This window comes from Leucobacter sp. UCMA 4100 (assembly GCF_027853335.1).
Classification (GTDB): domain Bacteria; phylum Actinomycetota; class Actinomycetes; order Actinomycetales; family Microbacteriaceae; genus Leucobacter_A.
In genome coordinates this window covers 1,279,418-1,294,515 of record NZ_JAFEUS010000002.1, presented here as the reverse complement: position 1 = coordinate 1,294,515, position 15,098 = coordinate 1,279,418, and the positions used below count along the sequence as shown (strand labels likewise).

Sequence of the window (15,098 nt, the reverse complement as noted above, 5' to 3'; positions counted from 1 at the left end):
ATAGTGAGAATGAGTTGTGCATCTCGCAACCCTCCCTCGATAATCGGTTTTATTCCACCTCTGGGACCCGTGTAAGGGCGCTCAGGGGCGACCTGACCCAGGCGAACTCAAAGAGGAGAGAAGTGCAGACCATAGTTCGGCGCATACTTGCGATGATCCCCACGCTGCTGGGTGTCATCGTCAGTATCTTCGTGATCACGCGCGTATTGCCCGGTGATCCTGCCCGCACGCTCGCCGGTGAAAATGCCGCAGACAGCGTGGTTGAAAAGCTCCGGGTGCAGATGGGGCTCGACAAGTCGGTATGGCAACAGTTCGTTGATTACTTCACCGGACTCTTCCGTGGCGACCTCGGCTTTGCCTGGCACACCGGAAGGCCCGTCGCTGAAGACTTCGCGACGCGCTTCCCGGCCACCGTCGAGCTCGCCCTCATGGCGCTCGCGATCGGCATCATCGTCGGCATCCCGCTCGGCATCCTCGGCGCGACGCAGCGTGACCGCATCGCCGATCACGCGACGCGCATCATCTCGCTGCTCGGCGCCTCGATGCCGTTGTTCTGGCTCGGTCTGCTCGTCATCTCGGTCTTCTACGGCACGCTCGGCTGGGAGCCAGCGCCGGTTGGCCGCATCGATGACGCGATCAACCCGCCGACGCACATCACGGGGCTCTACCTCATCGATAGCGCACTCACGGGCGACATGATCGCCTTCAAGAGCGCCTTCTCGCACCTCATCTGGCCCGCCATGGTGCTCTCGGTGGGAGCCCTCGCGATCATCTCGCGTATGACGCGCTCGGCCATGCTCGAGGTGCTCGGGCAGGACTACATTCGCACGGCGCAGGCCAAGGGCATGAGCCAGACCCGAGTGATCGGTGGCCACGCGCTCAAGAATGCTTCGCCCTCAATCGTGACGGTCGTCGGCCTCGAGCTCGGCCAGCTGCTCGGCGGTGCCGTGATCACCGAGACGATCTTCAACTGGCCCGGTATCGGTGGCTACGTCGTCGAGTCGATTGAGGCGACCGACTACGCGCCGGTGCAGGCGATGACGTTGCTCGCTGCCGTCATCTTCCTCGTCGTGAACCTCATCGTCGACCTCTCGCAGGGAATTTTTGATCCGAAGGTGCGCAATGCCTAATACATCAACGGTTGCCATTCACACTCGCAAGCTTGAGGCCAAGCCAGAGCAGAAGGCGGTGAGCGCCTTCTCGCTGCTCATTCGCAACCCATCGGCCATGGTGGGCGCCGCGGTGATTCTCTTCTGGACCCTGGGCGGCATCATGACGTCGTTCTGGAGCCCATACCCGCCGAACCTCACGGGCGCGGGGCCGCTGCTTGAGCCACCGAGCTTCGAGCACCTCTTCGGCACCGACAACTTTGGCCGCGACATCTTCTCCCGCGTGCTCGCGGGGGCGAGGGTTTCGCTCTGGACGGGGCTGCTCGCGGTCGCCCTCTCGCTCGTCATCGGTGTTCCGATCGGCGCGATTGCCGGCTACTTCCGCGGAGCCGTGGGCATGGTGCTCATGCGCCTCATGGACATGCTGCTCGCCTTCCCGTCGCTGCTGCTCGCCATGACGCTCGCCGTCGCACTCGGCCCCGGCCTCTCGTCGGCCATGATCGCCGTCGGCATCGTGGGCATTCCCGAGTTCGCCCGCATTATGTACGGGCAGACGGTCTCGCTCCGAGAAAAAGACTACGTTGAGGCCTCGCACGCGATCGGCCTGAAAAACACGGTCATTCTCTTCCGCCACATTCTGCCCAACGGCATCGTGCCAATCATCGTGCGCTGCGCGCTCGGCATGGGCTACGCGATTCTCACCGCTGCGGCGCTGAGCTTCATCGGCCTCGGCGCTCAGCCGCCGCTCGCCGAGTGGGGCGTCATGATCTCAGACGGTCGCGGCTACATCATCTCGGGTGAGTGGTGGATGACCTTCTTCCCGGGCCTCGCGATCGCCTCGTCGATTCTCGGCTTCAACCTCTTCGGTGACGGGCTACGGGACGTGCTTGATCCGCGTCTTCGTACCTCTGCGAAGTAACCAGACCTTTTTCCTAACCCCATTCTCACCACTCACTCCTTATTGAAAGGGAACCATGAGAACCAAAAAACTGCTCACAACGGTTGCCGTTGCGGCGAGCATGATGCTGGCCTTCACCGGCTGCGCGCAGAGTGCAAATAACGCGAATGCTGGCGGTGGCGGCGACACCGGCTCGGCCATCAGCATCGCATTTTCAGAGGGTGGCACGACGCTCGACCCCGCTGAGGCCAACGATGGCACCAGCGACACCCTCGTGCTTGCCGCCTACGACCAGCTCGTGACCTACGGCACCAAGGAAGAAGACGGCAAGCGCGTCTCTGACACCGCCACGATCGAGCCAATGATCGCTTCGGAGTGGGAGGTCGACGACACGAACACCGTGTACACCTTCACCATTCGCGACGACATCGAGTTCCAGTCGGGCAAGAAGCTCACCGCCGATGACATTGTGAAGTCGTTCGAGCACATCAAGGCTTCGGCCTCGGCAAGCTTCCTGTACGAGATGGCCGGCATCGACAGCGTTGAGAAGACCGGTGATTACGAGGTCAAGATCACGCTCACCGCGCCGAACCACCTCTTCCTGCAGATCATCCCGATGTACTCGTTCTCGATCATCGACATGGACGTCGTTGAAGAGAACGGCGGCGCCGAGTGGCTCAAGCAGAACACCGCTGGCACCGGCCCCTACATTCTTGACAGCTGGGACCCCGCGAGCGAGGCCAAGCTGCACGTCAACGACAAGTACTGGGGCGAAGCGCCAGACATCGAGAAGGTCAACCTCAAGTTCATCGGCGACGCCTCGAACCGTCTGCAGCTCATCAGCAAGGGCTCGGTCGACATGGCGCTCGAGATCGCACCGAAAGACCTCGAGGGCCTCGACGGGAAAGACGGCGTTGTGGTCGACTCGCGCCCGAGCAACAAGGTGCTCTTCTTCGCGATGAACAACAACATTGCTCCGTTCGACAACGAGAAGGTGCGCCAGGCCGTGACCATGGCGATTCCCTACGACAAGCTGCTCACCGACGTTATGAAGGGCCAGGCAAGCGAGATGCGCTCGTCGGTCGCCTCATCGACCCCGGGCTGGACTGACAAGGGCAACCAGGCCGAGCACAACCTCGACAAGGCAAAGGAGCTGCTCGCAGAGGCCGGCTACCCAGACGGCTTCGAGTTCGACTTCACCCTCGGCTCAGGTTTTCCTGACTGGAACGACGACGCCGTGCTCATTCAGGCAGAGCTCGCCAAGATCGGCGTGACCATGAACATTCAGAACATGGCCCGCGCCCAGTTCCTCGACGCACTCGCCGAGAAGAACGTCCAGGCCTACATCTCACGCTGGACCTCGTTCGTGAACGACCCCGGCTACCACCTCGGCCTCCTGCTCGTCGACTCAGGCACGAGCAACTACGCCAACTACGACAACGCCCGCGTCAATGAGCTGTGGGCCGAAGCTGCAACCGAACCCGATGCTGATGTGCGCAACAAGCTGTATGGCGAGATGCAAGAAATCATCAACGTCGAGTCGCCGTGGGGCTACCTCTACGAGTACAACATCGCTGTGACCCACCGCGACAATCTTGAGGGTTACACCTCATACCCTGATGGGCTCGTGCGCTTCGCACAGCTCAGCAAAACCGACTAGTCGTTCAGACTCGTCACCGTTCACACCGCCCCTCAACCGCAGAAAAGAGTTTTCAATGTCAACCGCATCATCTTGGGAAGAACGAGTACTTCAGGCGATCGATGAGTCGTCAGAAGAATTGCTGAAGCTCGCGGGTCTGCTCATCCAGACCCCGAGCGAGAACCCTGAGGGTGACTGCACCGAGATCGCCAACGTGATCTCGGGCTACCTCACCGAGGCGGGCATCGAGACCGAACTCCATGACGCGGGCGAGGGGCGTGTGAGCGTTGTTTCGCACCGTGGCGAGAAGGGCGAGGGCGACCGCCACCTCGTATTCTCGGGCCACCACGACGTCGTGCCCGTGGGCGACGAGAACCGCTGGGATTTCCCTCCCTTCGCGGGCGACATCGTCGACGGTTGGCTTCGTGGCCGTGGCGCGAGCGACATGAAGGCTGGCCTCGCAGGCCTCATGCACACGTACATTATTCTTGAGCGCCTCGGGGTGCCGCTGAAGGGCAAGCTCTCGTTTGCCTCGGTGCCCGATGAAGAGACGGGCGGCCCCCGCGGCGCCCACTGGCTGCTCGAGCAGGGTGTGCTTGATGGTGCGACCGGCGGCATCATTGCTGAGCCCGCCGAGCGCGATCACCCGACGATCGGCCAGAAGGGCAGCAACTGGTTCCGCCTCACGATCCAGGGCACGCCAGGTCACGGCAGCCTGCAGCCCCTGCACGGCGTCAGCGCAAACCTGCTCGGCGCCCGTGCGATCATGGCGCTGCAGAAGCTCTGGGACATGAAGCCCGTGCAGTCAGAAGAGCTCAAGCAGCTCATCGCCGACTCGAAGCAGTACGCCGAAGAGCGCGAGGGCTACGGCCCTGGTATCGGCGACGTCTTCGAGCACGTCACGATCAACGTTGGCAAGATCGAGGGCGGCACCTCGACGAACGTCGTCGCCGACACCTGCGTGATCGAGTTCGACACCCGCGTGCCCCTCGGCCTCAGCCGCGCCGAGGTCAACGAGCGCGTGCGTGAGATCCTCGCCGAAGAGGGCATCGAGGCCGAGATCGAGTACCTCGGCTTCATGAGCGAGCCGAACTGGACCCCGCCCACCGATCCCATCGTCGAAACGCTCGTTGACGCGCTTCGTGACCTCTCCGATCCGCAGGCACAGGGTGTTCTGCAGTGGGCCTCGTCAGACGCCCGCACGTTCCGCAGCCACGGCATTCCCGTCTTGCAGTACGGCCCCGCCGACCTCAGCACGATTCACAACTTCAACGAGCGCGCGCTCGCCGCTGACGTGGTGCTCGCCGCCAAGGTATACGCGCTCACGACGCTGCGCTACCTCGGCATCACCGAATAATCACGCCACACCACCCACGCACAGAAAGAAACAACGAATGCTTCGTTACGTAATTGACGTCGTCGAGATGCTCGACACCCCCAAGACCTCGGGCGCATCGCTCGCCGAGTTTTTGCGCTCGCAGGGCGCCGAGAACGCCGAGATCATGGTCAAGACGATCGAGGGTGAAGAAGGCCTCTCGACCGACTTCGTGCGCGTCTTCATTCCCGGCTCACGGGGCAAATCAAGCGGCGGATCGGCGCCAACGCTCGGCATCATCGGTCGCCTCGGCGGCGCGGGTGCGCGGCCAGAGCGCATCGGCTTCGTGTCAGATGGCGACGGCTGTGCCGCCGCGCTCTCGGCAGCCGCAAAGCTGCTCAACATGTCGGCGCAGGGCGACGTGCTCCCGGGCGACGTCATCATCACGACCCACGTGACCGGCTGGGCGCCCACCGAGCCGCACGACCCCGTTCCATTCATGGGCTCGCCCGTCGACATGGAGACGATGAACGACTTCGAGGTCGAGCCAGAGATGGACGCGATCGTGTCGATCGACACCACCAAGGGCAACCGCACGATCAACCACCGCGGCATTGCGATCTCGCCGACGGTCAAGTCGGGCTACATTCTGCGCCCGAGCGAAGACCTCGTGAGCGTGACCGAGACGGTGACGGGTGTGAGCGCCGTCGTCTTCCCGCTCGCAACGCAAGACATCACTCCATACGGCAATGACCTGCACCACGTGAACTCGATTCTGCAGCCCGCGGTCGCAACCGACGCGCCCGTTGTTGGCGTCGCGATCACGACCGCGGTGCCCGTCGCAGGCTGCGCAACCGGCGCGAGCCACGCGACCGACATTGAACTCGCGTCGCGCTTCGCGATCGAGACCGCCAAGTACTTCGGTGCGGGGCAGATCTCGTTCTACGACGCCGACCAGTTCGCACACCTCGTCAACCTGTACGGTGAGGCAACGCACCTGCAGACCCTCGGCCGCACCAAGTAAAGCGAGCAGAAGCCATGTCAGCACTCCTCCAGGTTGAAGACCTCGTCGTCGAGGTGCAGGCCCGTCGCGGCACCAGCACCCCGGTCGACCGCATCAGCTTTGCCATCAACCGCGGCGAGACCCTGGGCCTCGTCGGCGAGTCGGGGTCGGGCAAGAGCCTGACCGCGATGTCGATCATCAAACTCCTGCCCACCCGCGCGGTGCAAATGGCGGGAGGCCGCATCGTGCTCGACGGTGTTGACATGGCTTCGTACTCGAACAAGCAGATGCGCGACATTCGCGGCAAGCGCATCGGCACGATCTTTCAAGAGCCCATGACGGCGTTGAACCCTGCCTTTACGATTGGGTTTCAGATCGCTGAGCCGATCCGCCGCCATCTTGGGCTCAGTAAAAAGGCCGCACGCAAGCGCGTCATCGAACTGCTCGAGATGGTGGGGATCGCGCGAGCCGGCGAGATCGCCGACTCGTACCCGCACCACCTCTCGGGCGGCATGCGCCAGCGCGCGATGATCGCGATGGCGATGTCGTGCGAGCCCGACCTGCTCATCGCCGACGAGCCCACCACGGCGCTCGACGTGACGACACAGGCGCAAATTCTCGACCTCATTCTTGACCTGCAAGAGGAGCACGGCACCGCGGTACTGCTCGTCACCCACGACCTCGGGGTTGTCGCGCAGGCCTGCCAGAACGTCACCGTCATGCGCCGTGGCATCATCGTCGAGCAGGCCCCCGTGATCGACATTTTCGAGCGCCCCTCGCACCCCTACACCGAGGCATTGCTCGAGTCGATGCCCGCCCGCAACACCGGCAAAGAACGCCTGCCCTACATCGCTGAAGGAGTGTTTGAGTAATGACTGTTCTCATGAGCGCCCGCAACATCGTCAAAGAGTTTCAGCGTCGCGTGGCAAAGCGAGGCGCCGAGCCATTTCGCGCCGTCGACGACGTGAGTTTCGACCTGCGCAAGGGCTCGACGCTCGCGATCGTCGGCGAATCGGGCTCGGGCAAGTCGACCACGGGCCGCTGCGCCCTGCGCCTCATCGAGCCCACCTCTGGCGAGGTGCACTTCGACGGCGTGAACCTCGTCGACCTGCCAGCCGAAGAGATGCGCAAGCGCCGCCGCCAGATGCAGATCGTGTTTCAAGACACTTACGCCTCGCTCGACCCGAGGTGGAGCATCGGCCGGCTGCTCGCCGAACCCCTCGCACTGCACGAAAACCTCACGAAGGGTGAGCAGAAAAAGCGGATCGCCGACATGCTCGTGCGCGTGGGTCTCGAAGCGCAGCACGCCGACCGCTACCCGCACGAGTTCTCGGGCGGCCAGCGCCAGCGAATCGGCATTGCCCGCGCCCTCATGCTGAACCCGCAGCTCGTCGTCTGCGACGAGCCGGTCTCGGCCCTCGACGTTTCGGTGCAGGCGCAGGTGCTGAACCTCATGAAAGACCTGCAGGAGGAGCTGGGGCTCAGCTACCTCTTCATCTCGCACGACATCTCGGTCGTCGAGTTCATTGGCGACGACATCATCGTCATGAACAACGGCAAGGTCGTCGAGCAGGGCGTGTGCCGCGAGGTGCTCACCAACCCGCAAGACGCATACACGAAGGCGCTGCTCGCGGCGGTTCCGGTGCCTGACCCCCGTCAGGTCACCGACCGCGAAGAGCGCCGCCGCATCATTGCCGCCGGCCTCAGGGGCGGCGATGCAGCCTAAAACACTCGCCCTCGTCACGATCGGTCAGGCCCCGCGCGACGACGTGACCCCCGACATCGCGCCGCTGCTCGAGGGCTACCGGGTCATTGAAGCCGGAGCGCTCGACGAGCTCAGCGCCGCCGAGATCGCCGCCCTTGCGCCCGCCCCGGGCGAGGGCGTGCTCGTCTCGCGACTCCGCGGTGGCGGCAGTGCGGTGCTCGCCGAGGAGCGCCTGCACCCCCTCATTCAGGCCGCGGTCGACCGAGCCGTCGCCGCAGGCGCCACCGCCGTGCTCGTCATTTGCACGGGCGACCTCGTGGGCATCACGGCCCCCGTGCCGCTGTTCATGGCCGAGTCGCTCGCTCACGGAGCCGTCGCGGCCCTCGTCGGCGCAGCACCCCTCGTCGTGGTCGCCCCCGAGTCAGAGCAGGTTGCCGGCATTGAGGCGCGTTGGGTTTCGCGGCTCGGGCGTCCCGTCACGGTCGTCGACTGCGACCCGTACACGGCGTCGCTCGAGCGCTTCGCTGAGGTGGCGCGAGGCCTCGACGCCGACCCCGCTGCCTGGGTCTTTCTCGACTGCATCGGCTATTCAGAAGCCATGGCACAGGCCATGCGTGACGAGCACCCTGGCGCCCCCGTGCTCACCGCGCGCTCACTTGCCGCGCGGCTCGTCACCGCTGCGCTCTAGCGTTGCCAGGCCGCGCCCCTCAGCCCCGCACACATTGTTTCGCGCGCATGAAAGCGCCAGCGAGTACGCTGGAGCGTAAGTGGGCGCACATCACGGCGCCCGCACGCACGAGGCCCGCGAGAGCGGGGCTGATGGGGGAAGAGTGAGCGAGAAGAACGCGCCCGTAACCACGGCGTTGTTTGAGAGCGAGCGGTACACGCGCGTGCAGAGTACCCTCGACCACATCAGCGAGCTCTTCGACTGCCAGGTCTACGTTGAAGATTCGGGCGGCAGGCTGCTCTACACGAGCGCTGGCAACACGCCTGATGCGTGGCGCAGCGGGTTCGCGCCCTTTTCGACTCCGACGCACGCGAATGCGCAGGAGCTGCTCGGTAAATGGCAAACAAACATGCAGATCTACCGCCTGCAGAAGGTGGTGCTGAGCGAGGGCGAAGAGCGCATTCTGCTGCCGCTCGCCTACCAGGGCAATGTCTTTGCGATCGTGCACTACGTGGCGCGGGCCGGAACGGGGCTCTTGCAGCACTTTCTCGACCAGGAGTTCGCCAAGGCCGTCAGTGACAAAATCTATATCGTCGTCATCGGGTCGATCAACATCATTCGAAAACGGTACCTGCCGATTGAGTCGGTTGCGGGATTTCTTGAGGTGCTGCGTGGGCTCGATGAGCATCGCGGGCGCACATACCAGGTGGCGTATATTGATTTTGGCGGGGTCGATCCGCAACAATTCTCGTCTTCGGTCGTCGACTACGCGAGCGTCGCCATGCGGCACACGAAGGACATTGCGAAGCGGCTCGTGGGGCTATACCGCGAGGCGGGGCAGTACGGCGACGAGCGATTCGCGACAAAGCAGAGCGTCGGCCCCCGGTTCTACCTGTTGCACCGGCGCGAAGACCTCTTGCAGACGGTCATTCTCATCGTGCACGACTCAGGGGTGGCGCCAGACCCGCTCGAGGCGAGACTCACGGGCGAGGCGGGCGACTCTCTCGAGGTGCAGATGGGGCTCAGCCCCCTGTTCACGAACGTCGACGAGATGGGCGACCGCATCGAGCAGGCGCAGCGCATTCTTGAATTTGGCAGGCACAACGGCGACGAGAAGCTCGTGTTCTCAGAGCATGACCTCGGGTTCGACGCGTTCGTGTGGCAGCTGTTCAACACCCAGCAGGCGAGGGCATACGCGGGGGCGGCACTCAGGCCGCTCGAGCGGCACCCCGAGCTCATGCAGACGCTCGAGACCTATCTCGGCAACGATGGCAACGTGACGAAAACCGCCGAGCAGCTCGTGGTTGATCGGCGCACGATTACCTACCGACTCGAGCGCATTACGAACCTGCTCGGTCGCCCGATGAGCAGCATGGAGACGCGCGTGCTCTTATTTCTCGCGCTGAAGGCGCAGAAGCGACTGTAGCGATTTCCCATGTGGGAAATTCTCTTGAACAACAGTTCACGCTTTGCCAATGAAACGGGTGAAGTCTTGGCCTTAGGCTCTGATGGTCCGACACGGTACGGGCGTTAACGCAGACCCCGGGCCACAGAGCACGGAAAGATGAAGGTGTCGTTTCATGCTGGGAATCATACGGGTGCTAAGCACCACCGATGAACAGGTGTTGCAAGAACACGCGCGACTCATGGAAGAGTCACACGGGTTTATCGCGCACACCGAGTGCATCGCAGACCAACCGCACGGTATCTATGACGATGCGTCAGAGGCCATCGCGGTACCCAAAATTGTCGAGCTCGCACACAAGCTCGAGGCCCGCGGCGATATCGACGCCGTGAGCATTAGTTGCGCGGCAGATCCCGCGCTTGCCGCCGCCCGTGAGGCCGTGCGCATTCCCGTGCTTGGCGCGGGGGAGTGCGGGGCACACGCTGCGATGATGGTTGCCGACAAGGTCGCGGTCATCGGCATCAGCGACGATACGCCACCGCGTATGCGCGCAATTCTCGGCGACCGCTTTCACTCGTACCGAGTGTCAGAGCGGCACCGTCGTTCAACCGATCTTTTTGCCGATGACGCGCTCGAGGCGCTTCACGTCGAGGCCCAGCACGCGGCCAACGGGGGCGCAAACGCGATTCTCTTCGCCTGCACCGGGTTCTCGACGATCGGCCTCAAAGATTACCTCGCACCGAGGCTCCAGATTCCTGTGATCGACCTCGTGCAAGCCCAAGCCAACGCTTACTCATTGATTCAAAAGGCGTAACCACATGTCTCCTCAAGAAACCCAAGCCCCAGAGGGGCGCAAACAGCAGCGCACGTTCAACATCACGTTCGTGATCATTTCGGCGTTCGTCGCGATCTTCGGGTCGATCATCGGCATTCAGCTCATCACCACGCTCGGCATTAGCCCGAACACCTCGATCATTGGCGCGCTCATCGCGATGATCGTCGCGCGTATTCCGATTCGCTGGTTCCTGCAGTTCCGCAACATTCACAACCAGAACCTCGTGCAGACGACGATCTCGGCGGCCACCTTCGGCGCCGCGAATAGCCTGCTCATTCCGATCGGTATTCCCTACGCGCTCGGCATGCCGAACCTCGTGTGGCCGATGCTGATCGGCGCGGGCATCGCGCTCGCGATCGACGTGTTTGTGCTCTACAAGCTCTTCGACTCGAAGCTCTTCGGCTCGAACGAGATCTGGCCCTCGGGCGTCGCGACGGCCGAGGCGCTCAAGGCAGGCGACGAGGGCGGTAAGAAGGCGGGCCTGCTCGGCCTCGGCATCTTCGGCGGCCTCATCGGCTCGCACTTCGGCGTCTCGATGTCGGCCTTTGGTGTCGCGTTCATCGGCAACATCTGGGCACTGACCTTCTTCGGCGTTGGCCTGCTGGTTCGCGCCTACTCAGAGACGCTCGCGGGAGTCGACGTCAACGCGATTTACATGCCCCACGGCATGATGATCGGTGCGGGCGTCGTGGCGCTCGGCCAGTTCGTCTTCATTCTGCTCGGCTCGAAGCGCAAGAAGGAGAAGGCCGCGCAGGAGGCCGCGTTGAATGCGTCGGCCGAGACCTCGCCCGCAGAGCCCTCGCTCAACCCCGTCGAGAAGGCTGTCTCGCACGTCTACTCACGGTCAGACCGTGACGTGAAACGGGCCTTTGGCCTCGGCGGTCTCATGTACGTCGGCGGCGCTGCTCTGCTCGCCGTCATGGGCGGGCTCATTGCTGAGCTCTCGTTCTGGCAGCTGCTGCTGTTCGTTGTCTTTGCCGCGTTTGCGACCCTCGTCTCTGAGATCATCGTCGGCATCGCTGCCATGCACTCGGGCTGGTTCCCGGCCTTCGCCGTGACGCTCATTATGCTCTTGCTCGGCATGATGATGGGCTTCCCGCCCGTCGCTCTCGCGCTGCTCGCCGGCTACGTTGCGGCGACCGGCCCGGCGTTTGCCGACATGGGCTTTGACTTCAAGACCGGTGTGGTGTTGCGCAAGGGCCAGAACGTGCAGCAGGAACTCTTCGGGCGTCGCCAGCAGCTCAAGAGCGGCATCATCGGCTTCGCCGTCGCGTTCGTCGTCGTTGCCCTGGCGCACGAGTCGCTCTTTTCGCAGGACATGCTGCCCCCGGTTGACCGTGTCTTCGCCACGACGATCGAGTCGGGCCTCTCGGGCGAGGTCGGCATGCAGCTCTTCCTCTGGGCCATTCCCGGCGCAATCGTTCAGCTCATCGGTGGCCCGAAGCGCCAGATCGGCATCATGCTCTCGACCGGTCTGCTCATTCTCAACCCGCTCGCGGGCTGGGCAGTGATCGTCGGCATCATCATTCGCGCGGTCGTGCTCAAGGTGCGCGGCCCCGAGTCAGAGAAGACGATGTACACCCTCGCGGCCGGCTTCATTGCCGGTGACGCACTCTACAGCTTCTTCAGTTCAGTATGGAAGGCACGCTAACCCATGGCATCACGACAGCTCACCCGCACCGACGCACTCAACGCCGTATATGGCGGCTGCATTCTGGGAGGCGGCGGAGGCGGGGTGCTTGAAGAGGGCATCGAGAAGGTCGATACGCTCTTCGACACCTTCGAGGGCCCGAAGCTGGTGACTCCCGACGAGCTCGCTGACGACGCCTACGTGGCGTGCGTCGCGCTCGTTGGAGCACCCTCGGCCGCCGATGCGCACTACGATGCTGGTCAGCTCATCGCGACGGTGCGCATGGTCAACGACGCGCTCGAGACCCCGCTTGCGGCGGTCATGACGAACGAGAACGGTGCGGGAACGACGACGAACGGTTGGCTCCAGGCGGCTGCGCTCGGGCTTCCCGTCATCGATGCGCCCGCGAATGGTCGCGCGCACCCGACCGGCTCGATGGGGTCGATGAACCTGCACGAGCTCGACGGCTACGAGTCGGTTCAGGCCTTCGCGGGTGGCAAGGGCGCGCAGCGCGTCTCTGGCCTCGTGAAGGCCAGGCTCGGGCTCGCGGCCGACACCGCGCGTGCCGTCTCGGTGCAGGCCGGCGGCCTCGTCGCCGTGTGCCGCAACCCCGTGCAGGTTGGGTACGTGACTGAGAACGCCGCGGTTGGCGGCATCACCCAGGCGATTGAGCTGGGCGCCGCTTACCACGCGGCTCCAGAGGGCCGCGCCCGCATCGAAGCCGTCGTCGAATTTCTCGGCGGATCGATCGTGGCCGAGGGCCCGGTCGAGCGCTCAGAGCTCACGCAACAGGGTGGCTTCGACGTCGGCACGGTTGAGCTGGGCGGCGCCGAGATGACCTTCTGGAACGAGTACATGACGCTCGAGATCGACGGCAAGCGCCTCGGCACGTTCCCTGACCTCATCATGACGCTCGACAGCAAGACCGGTGCGCCCGTTGTGACGGCCAGGGTCGAGGTCGGCCAGGAACTCACCGTGATTTGCGTTGACCGCGAGCGACTGCTGCTCGGCTCGACGATGCACAACGAAGCACTGCTCGGCAGCATCGAGCCCATTATCAACAAACCCATTCTGAACGTGTAAGTGAGAGGAACAGAACATTGGCTTTGAAGCATGTACTCGAGGTGCTTGACCTGCTCGACGACGGGGCCGCGAGCGGCCAGCGGGTCGTCGACCTGTTTGCCGGGTTTGAGCACGTGACCGCTTCGACCACGACGGTGACCGGTGAAAAGGGAAGCACCGACTTCATTCGCATCGAGATCGCCGGCACCGAGGGCAAGAAAGCTGGCGGGCCAGCCGAGACGACCGGCATCATCGGTCGCCTTGGCGGCCTGGGCGCTCGCCCAACCCGCATTGGCTTCGTCTCAGACGGCGATGGCGCGGCCGCGGCGATCAGCTCGGCATACAAGCTCGCCGAGATGAGCACGCGCGGCGACCGGCTACCCGGTGACGTCATCGTGACGACGCACGTGTGCCCTGACGCACCGACCCGCCCGCACCAGCCGGTCGAGTTCATGGATTCTCCCGTCGATATTCTCGCGATGAACACCCACGAGGTCGTCGATGAGATGGATGTCATCCTGTCGATCGACACCACGAAGGGCAACCGTGTGGTCAACCACCGCGGCGTCGCCATCTCGGCACCCGTGAAGCAGGGCTACATTCTCAAGTACTCAGAAGACCTGCTGCGCATTCTCGAGACCGTCTCTGGCCAGCCTGCCCAGGCGCTGCCCATTTCGACGCAGGACATCACGCCGTACGGCAACGGCGTCTACCACATCAACAGCATTCTGCAGCCGGCCGTTGCAGCCGAGGTGCCCGTTGTTGGTGTCGCGATCACCGCTCAGTCGGCGGTTCCCGGCAGCGCGACGGGAGCGAGCCACGAGGTCGATATCGCCCTCGCGACGCGTTTCGTGATCGAGGTCGCGAAAGAGGTTGGCGCGGGCACCTGCGAGGTTGTTGACGAGCCCGAGTTCGAGAGCCTCGTCTCGATGTACGGCTCGATGAAGCACCTCAGCACCCTGCCGAACGCGTAGGGAGACCACGGTGTCACAGGTTGGGGTCATCACGATCGGCCAGGCGCCCCGCGACGACATGACGCGCGCCTTTGCCCCGCACTTCGACGGGACGGGGGTCGCGGTTGTGCAGCGCGGCGCCCTCGACGGCTTCACCGCCGCCGAGATTACCACCCGCTTCGCTCCCCGCGAGGGCAGTGCGACCTACGTGTCGAAGCTGCTCACGGGCGAGAGCGTCGAGATTGCAAAAACCGCGATTCTCGGCCGCATGCAGGCCCACGTCGACGAGCTGGCCGCAACCTGTGACGCCATTGTCATTGTGTGCACCGGAGATTTCCCGATGCTCGCAAGCGACACCCCACTGTATTTTCCCGACCGCCTGCTCGTTGACGCGGTGCGGGAGCGCAACCGAAGCGCAGCCACCACTGCAGCTGCTGCCGCCGCAGACGCAGACGCCGGCGGCGCCCCGGCCACCCTCGGCCTCATCGTGCCGCTGCCGGGGCAAGAAGCCGTTATGGCCGAGAAGTGGCAGTCGCTCGGTGTGCCCCTCGCGTTCGCGAGCGCCTCGCCCTACCTCGACTCCGACATCGAGGGTGCGGCCCTCAAGCTCGCAGCCGAGGGGGCGCGCACGATCGTGCTCGACTGCATCGGGTACACGAGAGCGCACGCGGCGAGGGCACTTCGCGCGCTTGTAGCCGGGCCCGATCCGCAGGCAACGATCGAGGTGCTCGTGCCACAGGACCTCGTTCCCGAGACCGTCGCGGCGAGCCTCGGGCTCACTCCGCGCGACTCGACCGGGCTGGGTGCTCGGCAGGCGGGATCCGCCGCTTTAAGCGACACAGAGCGCACCGACGCTCGACTCACCGACAAGGAATAA

Annotated in this window: 14 protein-coding genes; all 14 read left to right on the top strand. The window is 64.0% G+C overall.

From position 1 onward, the window contains the following. Positions 1-122: 122 nt before the first annotated feature. The 14 genes from JSO19_RS06130 to JSO19_RS06065 all read left to right on the top strand — a co-directional run bounded on the left by JSO19_RS06130 (position 123) and on the right by JSO19_RS06065 (position 15,098). Positions 123-1,130 (top strand): ABC transporter permease, encoded by a 1,008-nt coding sequence (locus tag JSO19_RS06130; RefSeq protein ID WP_217133033.1) that lies wholly within the window; start codon positions 123-125, stop codon positions 1,128-1,130. Further along, positions 1,123-2,028 (top strand): ABC transporter permease, encoded by a 906-nt coding sequence (locus JSO19_RS06125; protein ID WP_217133032.1) that lies wholly within the window; start codon positions 1,123-1,125, stop codon positions 2,026-2,028. Before JSO19_RS06130 ends, JSO19_RS06125 begins: the two co-directional genes overlap by 8 nt. A gap of 55 nt (positions 2,029-2,083) precedes the next feature. Beyond that, positions 2,084-3,667 carry an ABC transporter substrate-binding protein gene (locus tag JSO19_RS06120; RefSeq protein WP_270910435.1) on the top strand — a complete coding sequence of 528 codons (1,584 nt, stop codon included), beginning with the start codon at positions 2,084-2,086 and terminating at the stop codon, positions 3,665-3,667. 55 nt (positions 3,668-3,722) lie between these two features. Beyond that, a complete protein-coding gene (locus JSO19_RS06115) occupies positions 3,723-5,003 on the top strand; it encodes a M20 family metallopeptidase (protein WP_270910433.1) in 1,281 nt (426 codons plus the stop codon). 37 nt (positions 5,004-5,040) lie between these two features. Then, positions 5,041-5,985: a DUF1177 domain-containing protein gene (locus tag JSO19_RS06110; protein ID WP_270910431.1), complete on the top strand. Its 945-nt coding sequence runs from the start codon at positions 5,041-5,043 to the stop codon at positions 5,983-5,985. A gap of 14 nt (positions 5,986-5,999) precedes the next feature. After that, the gene (locus JSO19_RS06105; RefSeq protein WP_270910430.1) at positions 6,000-6,836 is read left to right on the top strand and encodes an ABC transporter ATP-binding protein; all 837 of its coding nucleotides are present in this window, start codon (positions 6,000-6,002) and stop codon (positions 6,834-6,836) included. Further along, positions 6,836-7,690: an ABC transporter ATP-binding protein gene (locus JSO19_RS06100; protein ID WP_270910428.1), complete on the top strand. Its 855-nt coding sequence runs from the start codon at positions 6,836-6,838 to the stop codon at positions 7,688-7,690. The genes JSO19_RS06105 and JSO19_RS06100 overlap by 1 nt, the downstream gene beginning before the upstream one ends. After that, positions 7,680-8,357, top strand: coding sequence for an AroM family protein (locus JSO19_RS06095; RefSeq protein WP_270910426.1), 678 nt, complete (start codon positions 7,680-7,682; stop codon positions 8,355-8,357). Before JSO19_RS06100 ends, JSO19_RS06095 begins: the two co-directional genes overlap by 11 nt. A 79-nt stretch (positions 8,358-8,436) precedes the next feature. Further along, a complete protein-coding gene (locus JSO19_RS06090) occupies positions 8,437-9,762 on the top strand; it encodes a PucR family transcriptional regulator (protein ID WP_270910424.1) in 1,326 nt (441 codons plus the stop codon). Between the two features lie 154 nt (positions 9,763-9,916). Then, positions 9,917-10,555: an aspartate/glutamate racemase family protein gene (locus JSO19_RS06085; protein ID WP_270910422.1), complete on the top strand. Its 639-nt coding sequence runs from the start codon at positions 9,917-9,919 to the stop codon at positions 10,553-10,555. Between the two features lie 4 nt (positions 10,556-10,559). Then, the gene (locus JSO19_RS06080; protein ID WP_270910420.1) at positions 10,560-12,227 is read left to right on the top strand and encodes an OPT/YSL family transporter; all 1,668 of its coding nucleotides are present in this window, start codon (positions 10,560-10,562) and stop codon (positions 12,225-12,227) included. Positions 12,228-12,230: 3 nt separating this feature from the next. Next, positions 12,231-13,289 (top strand): DUF917 domain-containing protein, encoded by a 1,059-nt coding sequence (locus tag JSO19_RS06075; RefSeq protein ID WP_217133012.1) that lies wholly within the window; start codon positions 12,231-12,233, stop codon positions 13,287-13,289. Between the two features lie 17 nt (positions 13,290-13,306). Further along, positions 13,307-14,242, top strand: a complete 936-nt coding sequence (locus JSO19_RS06070) for a DUF1177 domain-containing protein (RefSeq protein WP_270910417.1) — start codon at positions 13,307-13,309, stop codon at positions 14,240-14,242. Between the two features lie 10 nt (positions 14,243-14,252). Next, positions 14,253-15,098 (top strand): AroM family protein, encoded by an 846-nt coding sequence (locus JSO19_RS06065; protein WP_270910415.1) that lies wholly within the window; start codon positions 14,253-14,255, stop codon positions 15,096-15,098.

What these genes read in the sequence shown, in the direction of transcription:
- JSO19_RS06125 (WP_217133032.1), top strand. Translation starts at nt 1,123, where the DNA reads ATGCCTAATACATCAACGGTTGCCATTCACACTCGCAAGCTTGAGGCC.
- JSO19_RS06120 (WP_270910435.1), top strand. Translation starts at nt 2,084, where the DNA reads ATGAGAACCAAAAAACTGCTCACAACGGTTGCCGTTGCGGCGAGCATG.
- JSO19_RS06115 (WP_270910433.1), top strand. Translation starts at nt 3,723, where the DNA reads ATGTCAACCGCATCATCTTGGGAAGAACGAGTACTTCAGGCGATCGAT.
- JSO19_RS06110 (WP_270910431.1), top strand. Translation starts at nt 5,041, where the DNA reads ATGCTTCGTTACGTAATTGACGTCGTCGAGATGCTCGACACCCCCAAG.
- JSO19_RS06105 (WP_270910430.1), top strand. Translation starts at nt 6,000, where the DNA reads ATGTCAGCACTCCTCCAGGTTGAAGACCTCGTCGTCGAGGTGCAGGCC.
- JSO19_RS06100 (WP_270910428.1), top strand. Translation starts at nt 6,836, where the DNA reads ATGACTGTTCTCATGAGCGCCCGCAACATCGTCAAAGAGTTTCAGCGT.
- JSO19_RS06095 (WP_270910426.1), top strand. Translation starts at nt 7,680, where the DNA reads ATGCAGCCTAAAACACTCGCCCTCGTCACGATCGGTCAGGCCCCGCGC.
- JSO19_RS06085 (WP_270910422.1), top strand. Translation starts at nt 9,917, where the DNA reads ATGCTGGGAATCATACGGGTGCTAAGCACCACCGATGAACAGGTGTTG.
- JSO19_RS06080 (WP_270910420.1), top strand. Translation starts at nt 10,560, where the DNA reads ATGTCTCCTCAAGAAACCCAAGCCCCAGAGGGGCGCAAACAGCAGCGC.
- JSO19_RS06075 (WP_217133012.1), top strand. Translation starts at nt 12,231, where the DNA reads ATGGCATCACGACAGCTCACCCGCACCGACGCACTCAACGCCGTATAT.